This is a genomic window from Cohnella suwonensis, assembly GCF_042655365.1.
Taxonomy (GTDB): domain Bacteria; phylum Bacillota; class Bacilli; order Paenibacillales; family Paenibacillaceae; genus Cohnella; species Cohnella suwonensis.
This window is the reverse complement of sequence record NZ_JBHSMH010000068.1, coordinates 1-21720: the sequence shown is the minus strand read 5'-3', so window position 1 is coordinate 21720 and position 21720 is coordinate 1. Positions and strand designations below refer to the sequence as shown.

22 protein-coding genes and 1 riboswitch are annotated in these 21720 nt (G+C 57.5%); of the genes, 8 read left to right on the top strand and 14 right to left on the bottom strand.

Annotation, left to right across the window (positions count from 1 at the left end; genetic code table 11):
- Positions 1-242: 242 nt before the first annotated feature.
- Positions 243-905 carry a response regulator transcription factor gene (locus ACFPPD_RS18250; RefSeq protein WP_209751449.1) on the top strand — a complete coding sequence of 221 codons (663 nt, stop codon included), beginning with the start codon at positions 243-245 and terminating at the stop codon, positions 903-905.
- The gene (locus tag ACFPPD_RS18245; RefSeq protein ID WP_209751448.1) at positions 902-2908 is read left to right on the top strand and encodes a sensor histidine kinase; all 2007 of its coding nucleotides are present in this window, start codon (positions 902-904) and stop codon (positions 2906-2908) included. Before ACFPPD_RS18250 ends, ACFPPD_RS18245 begins: the two co-directional genes overlap by 4 nt.
- A gap of 8 nt (positions 2909-2916) precedes the next feature.
- On the opposite strand, the gene queF is transcribed toward ACFPPD_RS18245, so the two are convergent.
- The gene (queF, locus tag ACFPPD_RS18240; RefSeq protein ID WP_209751446.1) at positions 2917-3408 is read right to left on the bottom strand and encodes a preQ(1) synthase; all 492 of its coding nucleotides are present in this window, start codon (positions 3406-3408) and stop codon (positions 2917-2919) included.
- A gap of 142 nt (positions 3409-3550) precedes the next feature.
- Positions 3551-3594: riboswitch (PreQ1 riboswitch) on the bottom strand.
- Positions 3595-3642: 48 nt separating this feature from the next.
- Positions 3643-4950, bottom strand: a complete 1308-nt coding sequence (gene melA, locus ACFPPD_RS18235; protein WP_209751444.1) for an alpha-glucosidase/alpha-galactosidase — start codon at positions 4948-4950, stop codon at positions 3643-3645.
- A 152-nt stretch (positions 4951-5102) separates the two neighbouring features.
- Here melA and ACFPPD_RS18230 point away from each other — a divergent pair, with 152 nt between their 5' ends.
- Positions 5103-6011 carry an AraC family transcriptional regulator gene (locus ACFPPD_RS18230; RefSeq protein ID WP_209751442.1) on the top strand — a complete coding sequence of 303 codons (909 nt, stop codon included), beginning with the start codon at positions 5103-5105 and terminating at the stop codon, positions 6009-6011.
- 146 nt (positions 6012-6157) lie between these two features.
- On the opposite strand, the gene ACFPPD_RS18225 is transcribed toward ACFPPD_RS18230, so the two are convergent.
- From ACFPPD_RS18225 to clpP, 5 genes are all read right to left on the bottom strand, one after another.
- On the bottom strand, positions 6158-7072 hold the full coding sequence (locus ACFPPD_RS18225; RefSeq protein ID WP_209751440.1) for a DMT family transporter: 915 nt from the start codon (positions 7070-7072) through the stop codon (positions 6158-6160).
- A gap of 470 nt (positions 7073-7542) precedes the next feature.
- Positions 7543-8643 carry a Gfo/Idh/MocA family protein gene (locus ACFPPD_RS18220; protein WP_209751438.1) on the bottom strand — a complete coding sequence of 367 codons (1101 nt, stop codon included), beginning with the start codon at positions 8641-8643 and terminating at the stop codon, positions 7543-7545.
- Between the two features lie 27 nt (positions 8644-8670).
- Complete coding sequence (locus ACFPPD_RS18215; protein WP_209751436.1) at positions 8671-9393, bottom strand: ThuA domain-containing protein; 723 nt, start codon at positions 9391-9393, stop codon at positions 8671-8673.
- Between the two features lie 16 nt (positions 9394-9409).
- On the bottom strand, positions 9410-10435 hold the full coding sequence (locus tag ACFPPD_RS18210) for a LacI family DNA-binding transcriptional regulator (protein ID WP_209751434.1): 1026 nt from the start codon (positions 10433-10435) through the stop codon (positions 9410-9412).
- 168 nt (positions 10436-10603) lie between these two features.
- On the bottom strand, positions 10604-11185 hold the full coding sequence (clpP, locus tag ACFPPD_RS18205; RefSeq protein ID WP_209751432.1) for an ATP-dependent Clp endopeptidase proteolytic subunit ClpP: 582 nt from the start codon (positions 11183-11185) through the stop codon (positions 10604-10606).
- A gap of 217 nt (positions 11186-11402) precedes the next feature.
- Between clpP and ACFPPD_RS18200 the strand changes: the two genes are divergently transcribed.
- The 3 genes from ACFPPD_RS18200 (at position 11403) to ACFPPD_RS18190 (ending at position 12920) form a co-directional block, all read left to right on the top strand.
- Entirely contained in the window at positions 11403-12107 is a 705-nt protein-coding gene (locus ACFPPD_RS18200; RefSeq protein WP_209751430.1) for an RNA polymerase sigma factor, read from the top strand.
- Between the two features lie 103 nt (positions 12108-12210).
- Positions 12211-12525: an adenylyl-sulfate kinase gene (locus ACFPPD_RS18195; RefSeq protein ID WP_209751428.1), complete on the top strand. Its 315-nt coding sequence runs from the start codon at positions 12211-12213 to the stop codon at positions 12523-12525.
- Positions 12522-12920: a GNAT family N-acetyltransferase gene (locus tag ACFPPD_RS18190; protein ID WP_209751426.1), complete on the top strand. Its 399-nt coding sequence runs from the start codon at positions 12522-12524 to the stop codon at positions 12918-12920. The genes ACFPPD_RS18195 and ACFPPD_RS18190 overlap by 4 nt, the downstream gene beginning before the upstream one ends.
- A 78-nt stretch (positions 12921-12998) precedes the next feature.
- On the opposite strand, the gene ACFPPD_RS18185 is transcribed toward ACFPPD_RS18190, so the two are convergent.
- Complete coding sequence (locus ACFPPD_RS18185; RefSeq protein ID WP_209751424.1) at positions 12999-13454, bottom strand: hypothetical protein; 456 nt, start codon at positions 13452-13454, stop codon at positions 12999-13001.
- 530 nt (positions 13455-13984) lie between these two features.
- The gene (locus tag ACFPPD_RS18180) at positions 13985-14794 is read right to left on the bottom strand and encodes a phytanoyl-CoA dioxygenase family protein (protein WP_209751422.1); all 810 of its coding nucleotides are present in this window, start codon (positions 14792-14794) and stop codon (positions 13985-13987) included.
- Positions 14795-14932: 138 nt separating this feature from the next.
- On the opposite strand from ACFPPD_RS18180, the gene ACFPPD_RS18175 reads away from it, so the two are divergent.
- Positions 14933-15745: a helix-turn-helix domain-containing protein gene (locus ACFPPD_RS18175; RefSeq protein ID WP_209751420.1), complete on the top strand. Its 813-nt coding sequence runs from the start codon at positions 14933-14935 to the stop codon at positions 15743-15745.
- Here ACFPPD_RS18175 and ACFPPD_RS18170 read toward each other — a convergent pair.
- The 5 genes from ACFPPD_RS18170 to ACFPPD_RS18150 all read right to left on the bottom strand — a co-directional run bounded on the left by ACFPPD_RS18170 (position 15740) and on the right by ACFPPD_RS18150 (position 20628).
- The gene (locus tag ACFPPD_RS18170) at positions 15740-16375 is read right to left on the bottom strand and encodes a ThuA domain-containing protein (protein WP_378082775.1); all 636 of its coding nucleotides are present in this window, start codon (positions 16373-16375) and stop codon (positions 15740-15742) included. The genes ACFPPD_RS18175 and ACFPPD_RS18170 overlap by 6 nt on opposite strands.
- Positions 16376-16398: 23 nt before the next feature.
- Positions 16399-17439 carry a FecCD family ABC transporter permease gene (locus ACFPPD_RS18165; RefSeq protein ID WP_209751418.1) on the bottom strand — a complete coding sequence of 347 codons (1041 nt, stop codon included), beginning with the start codon at positions 17437-17439 and terminating at the stop codon, positions 16399-16401.
- A complete protein-coding gene (locus ACFPPD_RS18160) occupies positions 17436-18449 on the bottom strand; it encodes a FecCD family ABC transporter permease (RefSeq protein WP_209751416.1) in 1014 nt (337 codons plus the stop codon). The genes ACFPPD_RS18165 and ACFPPD_RS18160 overlap by 4 nt, the downstream gene beginning before the upstream one ends.
- An 82-nt stretch (positions 18450-18531) precedes the next feature.
- Positions 18532-19806 (bottom strand): stalk domain-containing protein, encoded by a 1275-nt coding sequence (locus ACFPPD_RS18155; protein WP_209751414.1) that lies wholly within the window; start codon positions 19804-19806, stop codon positions 18532-18534.
- Positions 19807-19923: 117 nt separating this feature from the next.
- Positions 19924-20628 carry a hypothetical protein gene (locus tag ACFPPD_RS18150; RefSeq protein ID WP_209751412.1) on the bottom strand — a complete coding sequence of 235 codons (705 nt, stop codon included), beginning with the start codon at positions 20626-20628 and terminating at the stop codon, positions 19924-19926.
- Positions 20629-20792: 164 nt separating this feature from the next.
- Here ACFPPD_RS18150 and ACFPPD_RS18145 point away from each other — a divergent pair, with 164 nt between their 5' ends.
- Entirely contained in the window at positions 20793-21587 is a 795-nt protein-coding gene (locus ACFPPD_RS18145; protein ID WP_209751410.1) for an ABC transporter ATP-binding protein, read from the top strand.
- Positions 21588-21720: the final 133 nt, after the last annotated feature.

Below are 21720 nucleotides of genomic sequence, written 5' to 3'. Positions count from 1 at the left end.
CCGACGTTATACCTTGATTATACAAGAAAAAGGTACAGTCCCCTCAAAAATAGAGAGGGTCTGCACCTTTTCGAGTTAATGGACTTTTTCAGTGGCCTCCGCTCCCGAGCCGGGGGCTTTTTGCGATCGCGCGTGACCCTCGTCACGATTTTAGTCATTTTTGTCATGACATCGCCCTGGAATCCTCCCACCGGCCGAAAGCTGTGTTAATCTGGAAGCATCCTAACGAAGAGATGGTGTCCATGATACGCGTATTGATCGCCGATGATCAGACTCTGCTAAGAGAAGGCCTCCAGACGATCATCAACCTGGAGGACGACATGAATACCGCGGGGCTTGCCGCCGACGGACAAGAAGCGGTCGAATTGACGGCATCGCTTCGGCCGGACGTCGTTCTAATGGACATCCGCATGCCCCGCCTGAACGGCATCGAGAGCATGAAAGCGATCAAGAGGGAGTATCCCGGCACTCTCGTGCTGATCTTGACGACGTTCATGGAAGACCACTGGATTATCGAAGCGATGGCCGCCGGCGCGGACGGCTTCCTGCTAAAGGACGTCGTCGGCGAGGAGATCGTGCGGGCGATCCGCGAAGCGGTCAAGGGCCATTTGATGCTCCCATCCCGGATCGCGGCCAAGATGACCGAGCGGTTAAGCCTCGGAAACGCCGGGGAGACCGGCCGATTCCGAGAACGCGCGTTGGAGGCCCGGGGTTTGCTTTTTAACGAGAAGGAACGGGAAATCATTCTGCTCATGCTGCAGGATAAACCGAACAAGCAGATCGCTGCCTGCCTGTACATGAGCGAAGGAACCGTACGCAATTATATTAGCGCCATCTACGGCAAGATCGGCACGAACGACCGCGCTTTCGCGATCGGCCTCCTGAAGGAGTACGTGATCCTATGAGAAAAGCAACCCTATCCCTGATCGCCTGGTTGACGTTCTGCGCCGCCGTATTGGCGTTGTTCGTCCCCTCTTTTTACATTAAAGGAGACGTCGGATTAGGCAACCAAAGGTCTCCCGTCGCCTCTTTATCGAAAAACTGGCAAGTTCATTACGGCCCCGTGCCTCCAGTCGAAGGGGCGGATCAATGGCAGGCGTTCGGCGAATCGGAATGGCGCAAGCTGGAGCGATATACGGGGACGATATGGGTCAAGCGGACGCTGCCGGCCATTCCTTGGAGAAACCCCTATCTCTTCGTCGGAGGCATGAACCGGTTCGAAGTCGAGTTGGACGGGCGGTCCGTATACCGCTTTAACATGGATGACGGACCGGTTTATAACCAATTTCTCATGACTCGCCACCCGATCCGCATCGATCCGGGCGACGAAGGCAAGACGCTGTCTCTTCGCATTGAATGGGATCGCCTGCCTTTTTTTGCCAACGCCTGGATTCTCGCCGGAAACCCGGACCAGATGCTTGCCCAATTTCTTCGCAACGATGCCGTAAGGTACGTCTACGCCGTGCTTTATATGGTCGCGACCTTGGCCGGCATCGTCCTGTACGCGAGAAGAAGAGAGAAATTGTTCTTCTGGTTCTCGACGCTCGCGTTCACGGCCGGTTTCGGGCTTCTGTTCCTTTGCACGTCGCTGCAGTGGTTCGCCGACGTCGGCGCGCTGTACTATTGGCGGGACCTGCTGCTCCCGATCGGCGTCTGGGCGTTCGCCGGGCTTTACGCCGAAGCGCTCGGTTCCGTCAACCGGCTTCCCGTCCGCATCACCAAGAACACGCTGCTCATCTACGCGGTCGCGTGTTTCGTTGCCGGCCTGAAGAGCCCGACGTTGTATTGGAAAATGCTTACCGCCGGTTTTCCATGGCTTGCCTTGGCTTCGATCGGCGTCGTTACGTTCGCGATGTTCAAGTACCCGGCGGTATCGCAACCGCCCATCGAGAAGAAATGGCTGCGCAGAGGATTCATCGTCCAGGTCGTCTGCGGCCTTGGGCACATCCTGTCCAATTCGTTCTCCTCGCTGGACAAATGGTTGATTCATGCGCCTTATTTGCTTACGATAATCGGCAACTTGCTCGCGAACGGATTGTTCTTGTTCATGATCTGCAATGCCATGATCCTCATTTACCGCGTGAGAAGCGTCTACCGGGAATCCGAACGGAACGCCAAAGAGCTCCAGTCGAAGAATTCCGAACTGGAGCAATTCCACCGCAATCTCGAGCAGCTGGTAGCGACCCGTACGATGGAGCTTGAAGAAGTGAACCGTTCGTTGTCCGACACGCTGCGCGAGAAAGCGGAGACGATGGCGGAAATGTCCGTGTTGGAGGAAAGAAACCGGATCGCGCACGAGATGCACGACGTCGTCGGCCACACGTTGACCGCGGCCATCGTTCAGCTCGAAGCGGGCAAGAAACTCGCCGCCAAGGAAGGCGCTCTGCCGATCGGCAAGTTGGACACGGTAAGCGGCCTCGTGCGCAAAGGCTTGGACGACATTCGCAAAACCGTCCGCATGCTCAAGACCGACGCGCCGCACGCGAATATCGAAGCGTCCTTGCGGGAATTGATCCGCGAGACGGTCGAGACGATGGAAGTCGCGATCGAAGCGTATATCGACATCCCCCGCGAGCTCGGCCGTCTCACCGAGCAGGTCGTCTACCATGCCCTGCAGGAAGGGCTGACGAACGGCATCCGCCACGGACGATGCAGTTGGTTCAAATACTCGCTACGGCCGTCCGAAGGCGGGGATACGCTCGACATCCGACTGTGGAACGACGGCGTGCCTTATGGACAAGCGAAACTCGGCTTCGGGCTGACGACGATGATGGAACGCATCCGCCTTCTCGGGGGAACGTTCTCCGTCGGCTCCTCGACCGACGAAGACGGCGCTCCCGCCGGTTGCGAGATCGCGATTACGTTGCCTCTGCAGGGACAATCGGCCGAAGACCGGAAGGCGTTATAAAGGCATGCTCACCGGTTGTCTACTTTCTCGGGATACAGATCGTGGTTCATCAGACGGTGCTCCGCCATCGCCTCGTACTTCGTTCCGGGTTGGCCCCAGTTGCAATACGGATCGATGGAGATGCCCCCGCGCGGCGTGAATTTGCCCCATACCTCGATATAGCGGGGAGCCATGAGGGCGATCAGGTCGTTCATGATGATGTTCATGCAGTCCTCGTGGAAATCGCCGTGATTGCGGAAGCTGAACAAGTAGAGCTTGAGCGACTTGCTCTCGACCATCCGGACGTCCGGAATGTACGAAATATAGATCGTGGCGAAATCCGGCTGGCCGGTCATCGGGCACAGGCTCGTGAATTCCGGGCAATTGAATTTCACGAAGTAGTCCCGTCCCGGGTGCTTGTTGTCGAACGCCTCCAGCACGGCCGGATCGTATTCGTATGAATACCGGGTCCCTTGGCTGCCCAGCAGCGTGATGTCTTTCATTTCGTCTTGAGTGCGCATAAAAAAATCTCCCTTCGGATGAGAAGAGAGAGATTCCATGGAACGCCCACTTTCTGCTAAAGAACATGAAAAAACGGCGCCCGGCTTAAAGCCTCGGCCGCCGCGACGAAGCGCGGCAACCGAGGCGGCAAGGAACGGCGCGTTTTTCTTAGTTTTTTATAGAGGGAGTTCGCGAACCTCTCCCGAGCCGGATCTCCGTCTCGGATTTTCTTCTTAAGTCGCATTGCCTCCGTACTATACCACAGAGTACTTCGGCAGCCAATCCCCGTGCGCTTCGATCAGGTCGTCGCACATCGCCACGATGTCGTCCATCGACAGCTCGGCGGCCGTATGCGGGTCGAGCATCGCCGCGTGGTAAATATGTTCTCGCTTGCCTGTCATCGCGGCTTCGATCGTCAGTAGCTGCGTATTGATGTTCGTACGGTTGAGCGCAGCGCACTGCGGAGGCAGATTGCCCACGTAGGTCGGATTGATGCCGGTACGGTCGACGAGGCAAGGCACTTCGACGCACGCCTCGCGCGGGAGGTTGGCGATAAGGCCGCCCGTGTTCATGACGTTGCCGCCGATCTTGAACGGCACGTCGGTCTCGATCGCTTCGAAGATGTAGGACGCATACTCGTGCGAGCGCTTATGCTCCAGGTTCGCGTCGTTCACGAGGTCCTCGCGCATTTTTTTCCAGCCTTCGATCTGGTTCACGCAGCGCCGAGGATATTCGTCGAGCGGAATGTTGAAGCGCTCGATGAGCTCCGGATAGTTGCGCTTGATGAAGTACGGATGATATTCGGCGTTGTGCTCGGAAGACTCCGTGATGTAGTAGCCGAATTTGAGCAACATCTCGAGACGTACCATATCGTGATGCTTTTCCTTCTGTTTCTCCGCCGCGCGGCGCTTGATCTCCGGGTAGATGTCGACGCCGTCCTTCGTCGCTTCGAGCAGCCATGCCATATGATTGATGCCGGCGATTTTCGCTTTGACGCCTTCCGTCTCCATGCCGAGGTTCTTGAACAAGTCCGGCACGCACACTTGGACGCTGTGGCACAAGCCGACCGTATTGACGCCGCCGTACGTGTTCATGACGTTCGTCAGCACGGCCATCGGGTTCGTATAGTTCAGGAACAGCGCGTCCGGACATACCTCGCGGATGTCCGCCGCGAAGTCGAGCATGACCGGAATCGTCCGCAGATTGCGGAAAATGCCGCCGATGCCGACCGTATCCGCGATCGTCTGGCGCAGGCCGTATTTCTTCGGCACCTCGAAATCGGTAATCGTGCACGGGTCGTAGCCGCCGACCTGGATCGCATTCACGACGTACTTCGCTCCCCGCAGCGCTTCCTTTCGGTCGGAGAACGACTTGATGACGCAAGTACTGCCGGATGTCTTTTTGATGTTATTGAGGATGTTCTCCGAGTCTTTCAGACGAACAGGATCGATGTCGAACAATGCGATCTCGAACCCTTGAAGCGCCGGGGTATGCATGACGTCCCCGAGCACGTTTTTCGCGAAAACCGTGCTTCCCGCGCCGATAAAAGTGATTTTGGACAATGGAAAAACCTCCGTTGAATGTGAATGAGCCGCTACCCCTAATCTACTGCAAGCGGATTCGCATGCCTATGGAAGGTTCGCGCATCTATATGGACATTTGTCGTTTAATTGTTATAGTAAGAGGATCAACGATAGGGCAGGTGCGGCCGATTATGCACGAACACGACTATTTCATGATCAGCATGAATCCCTCTCCCCTCGAAGGAGAACCGTCCGTCCTGTTCAGCGGGGAAGCGCAAACCGTTCCTCTTCATAAGATGGGACCGGCCGTCCACGACTATACCCTCCTTCACACCGTCCTGTCCGGTCGCGGCACGTTCTCGATCGGCGGGCGTACTTACGCTTGCCGCGCGGGAGATACGTTCGTCATCTTTCCCGGCGAATTGTTCTTCTATCAAGCGGACGAGCATCAGCCTTGGACGTACGCATGGGTCGCCCTCGTCGGCCGAGGGACCGAAGAGCTGCTGGCCGGGGTCGGGGCGACGCCGGCGGACGCGGTCATTGCCGGCAGCTTGAACGACAAAGTCAGAAGCTATTACGCGCAGCTGCGGGAATGCTTCCCGACGGAAGCCCAACCCGAGCTCGCCAACCTCGAAGCCGGGGGATGGGCGAGGCTTCTCCTCCGGCAATTCGGTCTCGCCAAGCGTCGCCCCGGAACCGGCGCAGACGAGGCCGCGACCGAAAAAGCGAGCGACTACGTCGTCAAGCAAGCAGTCCAATATTTGACGTTCCAATACGCGCGGACGATCTCGATCGAGCAAATGTCCGCCATGCTCGGCTATCACCGGACGCATCTGTGCAAGCTGTTCAAGCAAGCAACGGGACTCTCGCCGATGCAATACCTCATGAACGTGCGAATGACGAGGGCGGAGCAATTGCTGGACGAGACGGCGATGACCGTCGAGCAGATCGCATCCTCCGTCGGCATCGGCGACGCCCTCTATTTCTCGAAGAAGTTCCGCAAGCGGAACGGACGGTCGCCGACCGAATACAGAAAAGCGCTCCGGACGGGTTCGGAGCGCTCCAACCCCGCGACGGACGCGAGGATTTCGTTGGATTAGCGGATACATGGATCAAGATCGCTGATGCAACATTGCGAAGATTCATAATGGGATAAGTATGTAACGTTAAAAATCCCGTAACACGTCTCCGTGTACGGGAATTCTCTTGAATCATTCCGTTATCGGTTTAACCGACGCCGTTCCCTTCACTCCGTGAGCCGGGGCTCTTCGGCCGGCTTGCGCTCGAGGCTGATCCAGACGAGTCCGGCCGCCATGAACGCCGCTCCGCCGATCTGCCAGCCCGCGATGCTCTCGTCGAAGAAGATGAGTCCCGCGACGACCGCCGCCGCCGGAACGACGTAACGGAAGAAATTCGCCCGCGCCGCGCCGATTTTGTACATGGAGGCGTTCCACGCTACGAAAGCGAACACCGTGCTGATCAGAACGTTGTAGGCGATCGCGGCGTAGTGGCCGGTTCCAAGACCGTCCCAATCGACCTTGCCCCAGCTTCCCAGCGTTAACGGGAACATGAACAAACTGCCGAACAGGATGATCCATGCGCTGACGCGAAGGGGCGAATATCGGCGCATAAGAGGCATGCACGCCAGGTTGTACAAGGCGCCGATGACGCTTACCCCGAACGCGAGCAGATTGCCGACCATATGCTTCGACGACCAATCGAGCCCGTCTTCCCCTCCGAGAATGATGAACGTGACGCCGACCATTGCCGCCGCTCCGCCCGCGACCAGTCGCATCGTCATTTTTTCCTTTACGAAGAACGGAGCGAACAACGCGGTGAAGATCGGCCACGGCGCGACGTTCAGCAGCGAGGCGTTCGCGAGCGTCGTGTATTTGATCGAGTACATGACCGCGATCTCAAGCCCGGTGATGCCGACGAGCCCGATCAGCGCGAACTGCAACGCGACTCGCCATGGGACTCCGACGCTTCCTTCCCTTATTTTAAGAATCAAGAAGAAGAACGGCACGGCCAACCCGAACCGCAAAAACGCGAATAAAATCGGGTCGAACGTTTCCATCGCCGATCGCGACACGCCGAAATTCGCGCCCCAGATCGCCGCGACCGCTATCAAACCTACGTAATAAATCCATTTTTTGTCCATGCGGAGTTTCTTGCCCCATCTCTCTCGTTGACGTCTTTGCCTAGTTTGACGGATGTGCACCCTCAACGCAATAACGAAAGTAGTCTATCCGCTCGCTTATTTTGTTATATGGGGTGGCTCGCCGACTTCGGAAGGCGCGGCCTCGGCGCATTAGCGGTGCGTGGCGACGCTATTCCTCGTTTGACACGATTTCGGGGCAATAGCGATGCGTGGCGACGCTATTTCTTCGTTTATCGCGATTACGACGCATTAGCGATGCGTGGCAACGCTATTTCTTCGTTTATCGCGATTTCGGCGCATTAGCGATGCGTGGCGACGCTATTTCTTCGTTTGGGTGCGATTCGGGGCAATAGCGACTAAACGGTTAGCGTTCCCCGCTGCACCAATATAACGCTAACAAAGGGCAGTCCCCGGAGCCGTCATAGACGACGACCGCGAGGACTGCCCTTTGCCCGCTTATTCGATTTCGCTCAGTCCAATCCGAAATCCGCCAAGCCGAGCGAAAGAGGCGCCGGGCGTTCGCACGTGCTCTTCATGATGTAATGCTTGCCTTGATCGGACGACTCGTGGAAGCCCTGCATCGCCTCCAGCACGTGGAGCGCCATGTCGCCGTTCGCGCGGTGCTTGCGTCCGGTTTGGATCGCGCGGGCCATATCCGCCGCGCCGACTCCGCGCGCGTTCTCAACTTTGCCGTGCGACAGCGGGATTTCCGACCATTCGCGCGAGCCCGCGCGCCAGATGCTGACCGGGCCGCCGAAGCCGTTCGGATCCGGCACGAGAAGCGTCCCCTCGCTTCCGTACACTTCGATCCGCGGCAACGTCGTGTTGCCCTTTACGTCGAAGCTCGTCAGCAGCGTACCGATCGGGCCTGCCGCGAAGTCCATGATGCCCGCGACGTGGGTCGGCACTTCGACCTTCACTTGCTGGCCGAACTTCGGCTGGCTCGTGATCGTACGCTCCGGGAACGAAATGCGGGTCGAGCCCGACACGCGGGTCATCGGCCCGAGCAGCGCGACGAGCGCGGTCAAGTAATAAGGCCCCATGTCGAACATCGGGCCGCCGCCCTTCTGGTAATAGAACTCCGGAGCCGGATGCCACGTCTCGTGGCCGCCGCACAGCATGAACGCCGTCGCGCCGATCGGCGTGCCGATCCAGCCGTCGTCGAGAAGCTTGATCGCCGTCTGGATGCCGCCCCCGAGGAACGTATCCGGCGCGCTGCCGACGAGCAGCCCTTTGCGGTTGGCCAGTTCGAGAACGCGCTCGCCTTCTTCGCGCGTGACGGCGAGCGGCTTCTCCACGTAGACGTGTTTGCCCGCTTCCAGCGCCTGCATGCACACGGAAGCGTGCGCTTGGGGGATCGTCAAGTTGATGATCATCTGAACGTCCGGATCCGCGAGCATTTCCTCTACCGAATACCCGCGAATGCCGTGCTCCTCCGCTTTCGCCTTCGCGCGGGCGACGTCGAGATCCGCGCACGCGACGACTTCCATCGATTCGAACCGTTTGCCGTTCTGAAAATAAATGCCGCTTATATTGCCCGTGCCGATAATGCCGACTTTGATTTTTTCCATGAATGCCGCGCTCCCTTTACCTGTCGATTAAAGTTGATTATCCATCATGCCGGTATAAGCTTCTTGACCGTCTCCCGCCGGCGCCAGCGACTTGCCTTCCGCGCACCAGTTGAAGCCCCGGCGCATCAGTTCCTTCACGACCGGAATTTCCATAATGTTCGCCTGATGGCCCAAGGAATTGTAATACACGCGACCTTTGCCCCAACGCTTCGTCCACACGACCGGCATGTCGACCGCTTTATTCGGGGAATGAGGGCCCGGAGCGACCGGGAAACGCGTCGTTGCCAGCACTTCGTTCGCCGGATCGACGTGCAGATAATATTGCTCCGTCGATACTTCGAAATCGTCGATTCCCTCGACAAGCGGGTTGGAGCCGCCTTTGATCTCGACCGTGTAGGTCGTGCCGTCGTTGCCCGGATGCGCGATCCATTGCCCGCCGGTCATGAACTGCCAATCGGTGTTGTCGCGGAACGAGTCGCACATGCCGCCGTGGCAGCCCGCCAAGCCGACGCCGCTCTGAACGGCCGCCGATACATTATTGACCCATTCCTGCTCGATGCGTCCCATCGTCCATACCGGCACGATCAGGTCGAGCCCTTTCAGCTTCTCGCCGTCGGCGAACGTTTCCAACGTGTCCGACACTTCCACTTCGAAGCCTGCCTCCGCGAGCTGGCCGCGGAAGATCTCCGCGACCTCCTTCGGTTGATGGCCGTCCCATCCGCCCCATACGATCAATGCTTTTTTCGCCATTTTCATTGCCTTCCTCTCACGCGCCGCTGGATTTTCTGACTTTCAATTCCGTTTGAAGCTTTTCGTTGATCGGCAACGCATCGTCTTGCTCTTTGCCCGACAGTCGGACAAGCAATTTCTCCGCGGCCAATTTGCCCATCTCGTAGAAAGGTACCTTCACCGTCGTCAGCGGGGGCTCCGTCAAGCTGGCCGCGTCGGAATCGTCGTACGCGACGAGCTTTAGCCTTTCGGGTACGTCGCAGCCTTTTGCCCGCAACTCTTGGATGAGCCCGATCGCCATCCTGTCGTTGGCGACGAAGATGCCGTCCAGCCGGTCCAAGTCGCGGTAGACGGCTTCCGCCGCCTTCCTTCCGCTCGTGCGGCTATAGTTGCCCTCATATACGATCGACCCGTCCGGTTCGATACCCGCTTCCCGCAGCGCTCTCTCGTACCCGATCCTACGGTCCGAGCTGTTCGAATACTGCGGGGAGCCGTTCAGGAAGCCGATGCGCCGACAGCCCTTATCGAGCAAATGCCTAACCGCGTCGTATCCGCCCCGTTCGTGATCGGCGGCGACGATGCCCGTACCGGGATGGTCGAAGCTCTGGTCCATCACGCAGAAAGGCAGCCCTTCCTCCGCGAGCCGTCGCACCCCCGCCGCTTCCGACGCGATGCCGCTCGCCCCGAGCACGATACACGCATCCACCCGTTGCGTCCTGTACAACGACACGTAATCGAATGCAGTCGCCGGGTCGCGGAACAACAGAAGCAAGCCGTAACCCTTGGACCTCACCGCCTCGCCGATGCCGCTAAGCAGTTCGGAGAAATAATACGTCGAGAAAAGATGGACCTTCGGCACGTGAGGCATGACGACCCCGAGATTACCGCTTCGTCCCCTGGCGAAGCTCGACGCGACCGCGTTCAATTCGTAGTTCAATTGTTTGGCCGCTTCCAGCACCCGCTTCTTCGTCGTTTCTTTCATCGGCCCGATTCCGTTCAATACCCGGGACACGGTCGCTTCGGATACGCCGGCCAGCTTCGCGACTTCCTTCCGATTCGTCAATGTGGTCGTTCTCCTGTTCGGAACCCATTAATGTACACGCGTACATTATGGCATGCCGAGCATGCCGCGTCAATGCCGGGATCCAATAGGGTGCACCGATGGAAATATTAATCTAATAGATCGCCCAGCAAAAAGCCCTTCCTCCGTCCCGGGAGAAAGGGCTTTCGATTATGCGCCGATGATCTGGTCGATAATCCCGTATTCGAGCGCTTCTTGGGCGGTCATGAAGTAGTCCCTGTCGAGATCCTTCTCCACCCGCTCGGCCGGCTGTCCCGTCCGCTCGGACGTAATGCGCACGATCTTCTCCCTCATAAGCAGGATGCGCTTCGCGCTGATCGCGATATCGCTCGCCTGGCCTTGCGCGCCGCCGGAAGGCTGATGGATCATGATCTCGCTGTTCGGCAGCGCGAACCGCTTGCCCTTCTCTCCCGCTTGCAGCAGGAACGCGCCGTAGGAAGCGGCCATCCCCATGCAGATCGTGTGCACCGGCGGCTTGATGAATTGCATCGTGTCGTAGATGCCGAAGCCCGCGCTGATCGAACCGCCGGGCGAATTGATGTACATGCTGATTTCCTTCTCCGGATCTTCGGCCGCCAAGAACAACAGCTGGGCGATAATGCTGTTCGCCGCTTGATCGTCGATCGCCGACCCCAAGAACACGATTCTATCCTTCAGCAATCGGGAATAAATGTCGTAGGACCTTTCCCCGCCCCGCGACTGTTCGACGACGTACGGCACGTAATTGCTCATTCGGCAATCCCTCTTTTCGTTGGCTGATGGTCGCTTGCGTCACGTAAACGAACGGAGACCGGCAAAAGATACGGGCGATGGCGCCGAATGCGGATTTACCCGGGGGACGAATACGATTACACTGAAAAGTAAGAATTTCGGCGGCGTTCGCGTATCTTTTCGGCCGCCTCGTTCGTTTACGTAGCGAGGATTAGACCATGTAAAGGAGAATGACCCGATGACGGAAATGGAAGGCCGCGATGTGGAGCGAATGAACGCCGCGCTGAGCCGCTACTGCCTGTCGCTGACGGAATCCCGCTGGGACGCAGAGGATCTTGCGCAAGAGACGTGGGCGAAGACGCTCGGGGCGAAGATCGGCCCGAACCATCTCAATCCCGAAGCTCTTCTGCTGCGAATCGCGAAAAATACATGGATCGACCGGTCGAGAAGATACGCGACGTTAAAGCGGCTCTTGCGGACGGAGAGAAGCGGCGACATGTCGACGTCTCCCGACGAGGGAGACTTGGCGGCAGAGTCGGCCTTCGAGGCGCTTATGGCGGCTATGCCTCCTCTCCAACGGTCCGCTTTCCTGCTGCGGGACGTATTCGGTTACTCCGCTGTCGAAGCCGCCGCCCTGCTTCGAACGACGGAGGGCGCCGTCAAAGCCGCGCTCCACCGGGCCCGGCAAGCTCTGCCCCGCGTCAGGGATGCGCTTCGGAGCGAGACGCCCGCTGCCGCCAAGAACGAGGAAGCGAAGCTGCTGCTTCGGTCGCTCGCGGCCGCCTATCGGATGGGAGACGTCTCCTCTCTGCTCGCGCTCGTCCAACAAAACGACCTGGAGCCCGCATCGGCGATCGGCTTGCTTCGGACGCGGCGGATTCATGCCTTGTCAGCCGCTGGAGGCAGCGCCGCCGGCAACGATGCGCGTGCATGCGCCGCATAACCCCAAGCATCAAAGGAAGAACCCGCATCGCCTCGTCACGGCATGCGGGTTTTCCTATGTCGGATGCCTAGTCGCTACTTCTTGCCGTTTCGACTCCGATTAGGTGATTGCGACCACGGGAACCGTATGCTGGATCGTCGGCTTGTCCGGATCGGGCAAATCGACGATTGCGCGAATCGTCGAGGAACGGCTGCGGGCGGACGGCGTTCGGGCGCAAGTATTGGACGGAGACGAAATACGCGGGGAAATAAGCGCGGGCTTGGGTTTCTCTTACGGGGACAGGATGACGCACGTGCGGCGGGTCGCTGAGCCGATTGGACCTGCGCGATCGCCGGGAATTGGCTCTTCCGCTAAGTCAAGATCGCGATTATCGTTGTCCTATCGGAATGAAAAATTCAAGATAGAGGTGACGGTATGACGTTCGTGTACAAAATCGACGCCCCATTGCGGCCGGAAGACGTATCCGACGTGTTCCGCAGCTCCGGCATCAAGAGGCCGTCGGACGATCTCGCGCGCATCGGGAAAATGATCGAGCACGCGGACGTGACGGTGACAGCGTGGAGCGAAGATCGGCTGGTCGGCATCGCTCGGGCGATAACCGACTTCTCGTATTGCTGCTACTTGTCCGATCTCGCGGTCTGCGAAGAGCATCAGAAGCAAGGCATCGGCACCGAGCTCGTGCGACGGCTCGGGGAACATCTCGGGGATGAAGTCGCGTTGTTGCTCCTTTCCGCTCCTTCGGCTATGGATTACTATCCTCGCATCGGCTTCGAGAAGAAGGACAACGCGTTCCTGATTCCGCGAATCCGGTGAACGGCGCGCTCGACAAAAGGACCTCTTCCTCACGTAAGGGAAGACGAGGTCCTCTTCGCGTGCCCGGCCCGCGATCGATCAACCGATCGCTTCGTTCTGCGCTTCCGTCGCGATCGGAGCCGCACTCGGATCGTCCTTGTAGACGATGATCCGGCGGGCCAATTCGGCGCCGCCGTCATCGTCCGGCGCTTCCGTCTCGGTCGGAGCCGCACCCGAACCGTCCTTGTAGACGATGATCCGGCGAGCCAATTCGGCGCCGCCGTCATCGTCCGGTGCTTCGGTCTCGATAGGAGCCGCACTCGGATCTTCCTTATAGACGATGATCCGTCGGGCCAGCTCGGCGCCGCCGTTAGCGTCGGATCGTTCGCTCGCGTTGGTGCCGGTCGGAGCCGGCGCGCGTTCCGCTTGCCAGCCGACGAAGCCGCACCATAGTCCGATCAACGCCGCGATGACGATAGCCGCGACGAGCGCCGCCATGTCTTTGGTTTTGTCTTTAGTATTGCCACTGCTGTTGCTTGGAGTTTTTTCATGCATCTTGATCTCTCCTCTTCCATTCGAATACTCGACTTGAATCAAGTGTATTCGAAGCGCCAAGTCATCCGGTAGTGACCGCGGGCATGCGTGACGGTCATCGATTGCGCCGTGACAACGGTATTCCGCAGAGCGGAGAGTTATTTGCTTTCGCGAGCTAACTCCGACTCGAACGGGACTCCGAGCGGAGAGTTACATACTTTCGTGCAGCAACTCCGCTTCGAACGGGACTCCGAGCGGAGAGTTACTTGCTTTCGCGAGCTAACTCCGACTCGAACGGGTCTCCGAGCGGAGAGTTACTTACTTTCGCGAGCTAACTCCGACTCGAACGGGACTCCGAGCGGAGAGATACTTGCTTTCGCGAGCTAACTCCGACTCGAACGGGACTTCGAGCGGAGAGTTACTTACTTTCGCGAGCTAACACCGACTCGAACGGGACTCCGAGCGGAGAGTTACTTGCTTTCGCGGAAAGCCCCGCGAGATCTCGGGATATCTCGCGGGGCCGATTGTGCGAGCACCGTCGCTCCCCATCGTCAATGAGGATAAGCGTTCTCGAACTCGATGCCGCACGGGCCGCCGTCCGGATTGGCCTCCAGGTCTGCCTCCGTGCCGTCCTGCCGGAACAACGGGCGGTAATGGATATTGATGTGCGTGGCGGACGAATTAGCGTAATGGCAGATGAACGCCCTGCGGAACCGGTCCTTCGACTTGTTTCGATAGGAGCCGTGGATCAGGTTGCCGTTGAAGAACAGCACGTCGCCCTTGTCCATGACGACCGGCATTGCCTTCTCTTCCTTCGGAGGCTTCACGTAATGCGACGTGAACGACTCTTTCGCATCGGCGACGTCCGGACAGACGAGCGCGTAGTCGCCCGTCTTCGGCACGACGAGCAGTCCGCCGTTCTCTTCGTCCGCGGCGTCGATTGCCGTCCATGCCGCGATGCAATTGCCCGGCTCGACTTGCAGGTAGAAGTTATCCTGGTGCAGCGCTTGGCCGCGTGAACCCGGCGGCTTGTAATAAAACATGCTCTGCGCGGCCAGCGCCTCTTCTCCGTATAGGCCCGCCAATACGTTCATGACCGGCTCGTGGAGCATATAGCTCTTCGCCGTCCCGTTGAACCGGTGAGGATGCATGACGCGCGGATAACGCTTCAACGGATCATCCGTCTCCCCGCTCAAATCCGGTTCGAAGTACCCCGGCACGGCGGTATGGCTTATGGCTTCGAAGGTTGCTTCGATCGTCCGCAAGTCCTCTTCGGAGAACAAGCCTTTGACGACCAGAAACCCCTCTTTCTCGAACCGGTTGACTTGCTCTTCCGACAAAACGTTAGTCTTAACGCTCATGGTCATTCTCCTTCGCAAGTTCGTATGCACTTCTTGACGTTAGAATACGGCTTTCGGTATGTTTATAGAAGTAACATTACTGCTATAAAGTACCGGTATTCTGCTATCGGCATATGAACAAGGAAAGGCGGGACTCGCATGTCCGATCGACCGGAACATTTCCCAGGCATTCCAACGGACCCGGATATATTCGGCGGGCATTTCGACGAGGACGACAGTTACGGATACCGGCGACCGGCCGGGATGGACGACTGGTTGATTTTCTTGACGATACATGGAGAAGGGTTCATCCGCACGCCTGCCGGCGAGCAAAGAATGACGGAAGGAGCCGTCTGCTTGCTCAAGTCGGGCGTTCCCCACGAATACGGAACCGTAGCCGGAGGACGCTGGAACTTCCTCTGGGCCCATTTCCGTAGACTACCGGAAACCGACTATTTGCCCGATGAGGAGGCGCTCGTGCATGTGCTCCCTGAAGGCGAGCTCCGCGAACGCGTAAAGCGCGATTTACAGCATCTGATCCAAGACTCCCGCGACCGCGGCAGTTACTGGCGGGCTCTCTGCGAGAATTCTCTGAGGAACGTCGTGCTGCTTCTCGCCTCCAGGCTGGAGAAAAGAATCGACCCGCGAATCGAGCAAGCCGTCCGGCTCCTGTCCCAATCGCTGAACAAAGAAATCCGCATTGCCGACGTGGCCAAGGCGGTCGGCTTGTCCGCGTCGCGATTGTCCCATCTGTTCAAGCAAGAAACGGGAGAATCCATCGTGGAGCGCTTTAACGGCATGAGGCTCCAGCAGGCCGCCTTGCTCATGGAACGCATGGGCAGGACGGCCACCGAAGCCTCGTACGATGTCGGCTTTCGCAATTATAATCATTTCGCCATGCTGTTCCGCCAAGCTTACGGCGTCAGCCCGAGAACTTATAAGCAGCGGCGGGATCAGACGCGCCGGCTATAACCGCTTCGCCGCCCACAAACCGGCGTTCAGGATGAGCTTCCGGTACGCCTCGACCTTAAAGGCCGATAAGTCGTGACCCGGCATCAAGTAGACGATTCGGCCGAGGCCGAACTCGTGGGTCCACGCCGCGGGCCATTTCTGGCCTTCGTGCTCGTATTCCGCGAGAATCGTCGTCCGGATATACGGATCGAAGTCGAACCGATACGGCTCGTCGGTCACGACGAAAGGTTCCACGCGGTCCATGATCCGGTGGTTCGGCTCGATAATGTTCACCGGAAGCGTCGCGTAGTCGGGATGATGCGTGAATCTTCCGCCGATCATCGACGCCAGCTCTTGGTTTCGTTGCAGGGAAATGCCCGTATGGATGCCGAGGAAGCCGCCTCCTTTGGCGACGAACGACAGCAACGCCGCGACTCTGTCCTGCGGTAGCTTCTCTTCCAGAAACTCCGTATACGAAATAAACAGCCGATAGGGAGCGAGATACTCTTCCTTAAGCATGCCGTAGTCACCGGTGCTTCGGACGTCGATGTTTCCCGCGAATATCCCCTCGATTTCCTTGTCGATCCCGGCGAACGGATGCCAGATCGCATCGGAATAATTGCCTAACGCCAACGCTTGAATATCGCTCATCGGTTGCCTCCTGTTTCGAATGGCTACGAATTCCGATTCCGGTACAACAAATAAATGAAGAAAGGGGCGCCGATTCCGGCGGTAAATACGCCGACCGGTATGTCGTAGGGGAGGAAGGCCGTTCTCGCCACGGTGTCCGCGACGACGACCATTAATCCGCCGATTAGAGCGGAAACCGGCAATAAGCCCCCGAAGGACGGCCCGATCAGCTTGCGCGTCATATGGGGCGCGATCAACCCGACGAAAGATATGGCTCCTCCGACCGATACGGCGGCTCCGGCCAACGCTACGCTGATCATCAGAAGCACGAAGCGCTGCCGTTGGACGGCGCTTCCCGCACCCGAGGCGATATCGTCGCCAAGCTGAAGGACGTTCATGTTTCTGGATAAAGCGAAAGCGAGCGGGATAAAGACGCATACCCAAGGAACGATCATCCGGACGATGCTCCAATCGGTGCCGTATACCGTTCCGGTGAGCCATACGTAAGCTTGCGCCGAAGTATAGATCGGATTCATGACGAGCATTACTTTGGTCATGGACGCGAGCAGGAAGTTCATTCCGATTCCGATCAAAACGAGCCGAAGCGCCGTCACGCCTTTTTTCCAGGCCAGCAAGTAAATGACGATCGAGGTCATTCCCGCGCCGATCATCGCGGCGACCGGCAGCCAGGAAATGCTCACCGTTCCGGCAAAATAGCTAATAAAAGCGACCGCCGCAACGGATGCCCCGCTCGTAATGCCGATGATGTCCGGCGAAGCGAGAGGATTGCGGATAATCCCCTGCAAAATGGCGCCGGCGCTTGCCAACGATGCGCCGACAAGAAACGCGGCGATGATTCTCGGGAGGCGTAGCGTTCGGACGACGATTGTCTGCTCCTCGGTACCGCTGCCGAAAATCGCGCGGACGACGTCGAAAGGATGAATTCTCATATCCCCGAGCGCGGTACTCAGCAGGAATGCCGCGAAGCAAGCGATGGCAAGCCAGATAGTTAGCTTAATCGTCCTTTTATGTAGTAAAAAAGAAATAGGAAGCTTCCCGAACCGAACGTGCGAATAGTTTTTCACTTCTTGACGCTCCCCTTTCTGGCGATCGCGATAAACGCCGGAATGCCGATGATCGCGGTCATGACGCCTACCGGCAACTCTTCTGGCTGAACGACGAAACGGGCAGCAATATCGGCGAGAAGTACCAGAATCGCCCCGAGAACCGCGCTATACGGAATGATCCAACGGTAATCGTTCCCGGCGAACAGGCGGGCGATCGTCGGTACGATCAACCCGATGAAGCCGACCGGCCCCGCTACCGCCACGGAGCTGCCGGCCAGCGCGATAATGATGAAGCCGGCGCCCATCTTGATGAACAATGTCCGTTGACCGAGCCCTTGCGCCGTATCTTCGCCCATCGTCAATACGTTCATGTGCCTCGCGATCACGATAGCGGCAATCCAGCCGGTCGCCATCAAAGGCAGAACGGCTTCCAGCATGTCCAGCGAACGGCCCGCGACGGAGCCCGTCAGCCAGAACATGACCTCGTTCAAGCTTTGTTCGTCGAGGACGAGCATCCCCTGCGTGAAAGAGGAAAAGAGCGCGCTTAACGCCGCCCCCGCCAAAATGATTTTAAGCGGCGTCAACCCGTCCCTGCCGAGCGAACCAAGCAAGTAAACCGCGATTGCGGCGACCGCGGCTCCCAAGAAGGAAACGCCCGTCAGAACCGGCAGCGAAGTGACGGAAAGGAGCGTCACCGTGAACACGACCATGAAAGAGGCGCCGAAGTTGATGCCGAGCACGTTCGGATCGGCGAGCGGATTACGCGTCAGCCCTTGGATCAGCGAGCCGGACACGGCCAAACTCGCCCCGATGGCGGCAGCGGTGAAAGCTCTGGGCACGCGGGACGTCTGCACGATAATATGCGCGTTCGAGGTACCGTCGTATTGGGTGAAAGAATGAATGACGTCAGGCCAACCGATCTGGGTCGCGCCGTAAGCCATGCTGGCGAACATGCAACCGATTACCGCGACAAGTCCGAACGCGAGGCCGGCGCCCTTAAACAGGCTTCCGGAAAACAACCTTATCATGATCGCCGCTCCAGTCCCTCGACGAACGAAAGAATGAGCCGGGTAGCCCATTCTTTCGTTCGTCTCCTATGGTTTTCGTCTCTTACAGATCGAAATAGAAGATCAGATCGTCCAGCATCATTTTCGCCGCGGTGGCACCGCCGGACATGTTCCAGGTAATATCGTTTACTTTATAATATTTTTTGTTTTTAACGGCTTTCAGATTGTTCCAGAGCGGATTCTTCTGCCACTCCTGCTGCGTTTTGAATTCTTTTCCTTCGCCGTAACTGGACGAAATGTCGAAAATGACGTCTCCGTCCATGAGAGGGATTTGTTCTTGCGTCGTGAGGTTCACGAGCACTTTGCTTTCGTCTTGCTGCGGTTTCGGCCGATTAAAGCCGAGTTCCTTCAGAATCGAGCCGGCGAACCCCGTATTATAGTAACGGGCGGTATTGTCGTCTTGGAAACGGATGATCGATACTTCGACTTTGGCTCCGTCGCCGATCTTGGACTTGAAGTCCGCGACCCGCTTGTTCCAATCGCTCATGAACGAAGCCGCTTTGGTTTCTTTATTCATGGCCTTCGCGCCCATATCCATATTTGCTTTCCATCCGAACACTTCCGCCGCGAAAAGGGTCGGGGCGATCGCCGACAATTGGCCGTAAATTTTCTCGTGACGCGTTTTCGAACCGATAATCAAGTCCGGCTTTAGCGCGACGATAGCCTCGATGTTCGGTTGCAGCTCGCTGCCGAGGTTTTTGACGCCTGCCATGTCCGCCCGAAGATAATGGTACCAAGGCGCTTGAACCCAAGATTCGACCGCGCCCACCGGCTTGACTCCCAGCGTGAGGGACACGTCCACCATGCCGTTGAACAGAACGACGACGCGTTTCGGTACCGAGGTAAGAGTCGTCTCGCCCATCGCGTGGCTAATCGTGCGTTTCGTCTCCAAAGTCGCCGTTTTCGTGCCGGAGTTCCAATTCACCCACAAACCGAATGCTTCGCCGAGGAAGCGGAGCGGAACGAGCGTGCGGCCGTTTTTCTCGATCGCTTTGGCGTCGAGTTTGACGCTTTGCCCGTTTACGGTCGCTTGGTTGCTGCCGATCGTCAGTTCGACCGTCGTATTCCCTCTGACGACTTTCAATTTTTTCGTTTTCGGGTCGGCGGTCAGCGTTGCGCCGATTTTTTTCGTTAACCCGCTATAAGGCACCATCGTAGCGCCGCCTATCACCTGCGGCTGTACGTCGAAAACGAGGGGCTGGCCGTCTAGGACGACTTTGATCGGCGCTGCCGCCGCCGTTGCCGCGAACGGAACGGAAGCGATGCCGAGTAGCAAGGAAAGGCATACGGCCATCGAACGGAATAAGGATTTAGACATTGGAATGGATATCCACCTTTCGAATATGTACATGATAATGATAATCATTTTCATTAAGATTGGGCGAAATTGTTCTTCTTGTCAACAATAATTTTCCGCTTGAACGCGGATGGCCCATTATAAGCCGGCTTTATCGGCCAATTGACGAAACGCTTGGTACATCTCGTAGTCCAATTGGAGCATCGCTTCTTGATCGATCGATTCCGCTTTTTGCAATTCGTCCAGCTTCGCGATTTTCTCGTCAATGAAGGGGACCATGTCCGGAACGGAAGCTTCGACGTCCGGCTTCATGACGTTCCAGCTTTGCGAGATGCTGGCGGAAACCTCTTTCATCAGCGCCGAGTCTTTGTCCTCGGCATGTTGCTTCAGATCTTTGACGAGCGCCCGAAGCTGGTCGACCGATTTTTTCAGCCTGTCGGCCTGCGGGCTTTTCGCGTCCGCTTGATCCGTGCCGTTGTCCATGATCGAATCCGTGACCGCTTTGCCTACGGACTCGTTCTTCTTCTTGGCTTCCATCGATTGCTCGGCTTTGGTCGGCTTTTTTTTCGTCTCGCCTTTCGTTTCCCGAGGTTGATCATCGGTTGCCCCGGCGGACGGAATCGGATCGGTCGGCGAAGACTCCGGTTGCGCGGCGAACGATGGCACCGCTTCGGTCTCGACCGGTTTCCCGCTTGCCGATCCCTCCGATTGCGTAGGTTCCGCGGTTTGCTGTCCGGACGATTGCGGCTCGGCCGCCGAATATCTGTCCGATGACGGAGAAGACGCGCAGCCGGTCGCTAGTAATAATGCCGCCGCGATCGCGAATATGTTAATTCGTTTCAAACCGGTTCGCCTCCATGATTTTCCTATAATCGATAATTGGGATCCTAAGTCATTTTAGTGGAATTGAGAACCATTTTCAATGATTTATTGATAATGATTTTCAATTTCATTGACATGGGAGACCCCGGACATTAAAATCTAGCTTAAATAAGGAGCTGAGCCGTTTGAACGCCTTGGAAACCCGGGATCTATCGATAAGCTACGGCAAACCGTACGTTTTTCAGGACTTGAACCTGACGATCGAAAAAGGAAAAATCACCTCGCTGATCGGGAGCAACGGATGCGGTAAATCGACGCTGCTCCGCACGATGGCCAGACTTCTCAAGCCCCAACAAGGCAGCGTATTGCTCGAGGGCCAAAGTATAGCTACCCTGCCGACGAAGGACGTCGCGAAGAAGATGGCGCTTCTGCCCCAAGGTCCGACGGCACCGGAAGGATTGACCGTTCTCCAACTCGTCAAGCAAGGACGGTACCCCTACCAGAGCTGGCTCCGACAATGGTCGAAGGAAGACGAGAAACACGTTGGCCGCGCCCTGGATACGACGGGGTTGTCTGAGCTTGCCGAGCGGACGGTCGACTCGCTTTCCGGCGGGCAAAGGCAGCGCGCCTGGATCGCCATGGTTCTCGCCCAAGGGACGGATATCGTGCTCTTGGACGAACCGACGACCTACTTGGATCTGACGCATCAAATCGAAGTGCTTGATTTGCTATACTCGCTCAACAGGCGCGAAGGGCGGACGATCGTCATGGTTTTGCACGACATTAACCTGGCGTGCCGGTATTCGCACCGAATCGTGGCCCTTCAAAATCAAAAAGTTTTCGCCGAAGGCCCGCCGGAAGAAGTCGTGACCGCGAACATGATCGAATCCGTGTTCCTGATGAAATCGAACGTGATCAAAGATCCGCTTTACGGAACGCCTCTGTGCGTGCCTCACGGCAACGGAAGAATCGTTACGTAGTTCCTCGATCACCAAAAACCCCGGCCGAATGTCGGGAGGCCACTGAAGAACTTACGATTTTTCGAAGTAAGAAATAATGATTAAACGAAAAGACGACTTTTCATCCCATTTATTGGATGAAAAGTCGCCTTTT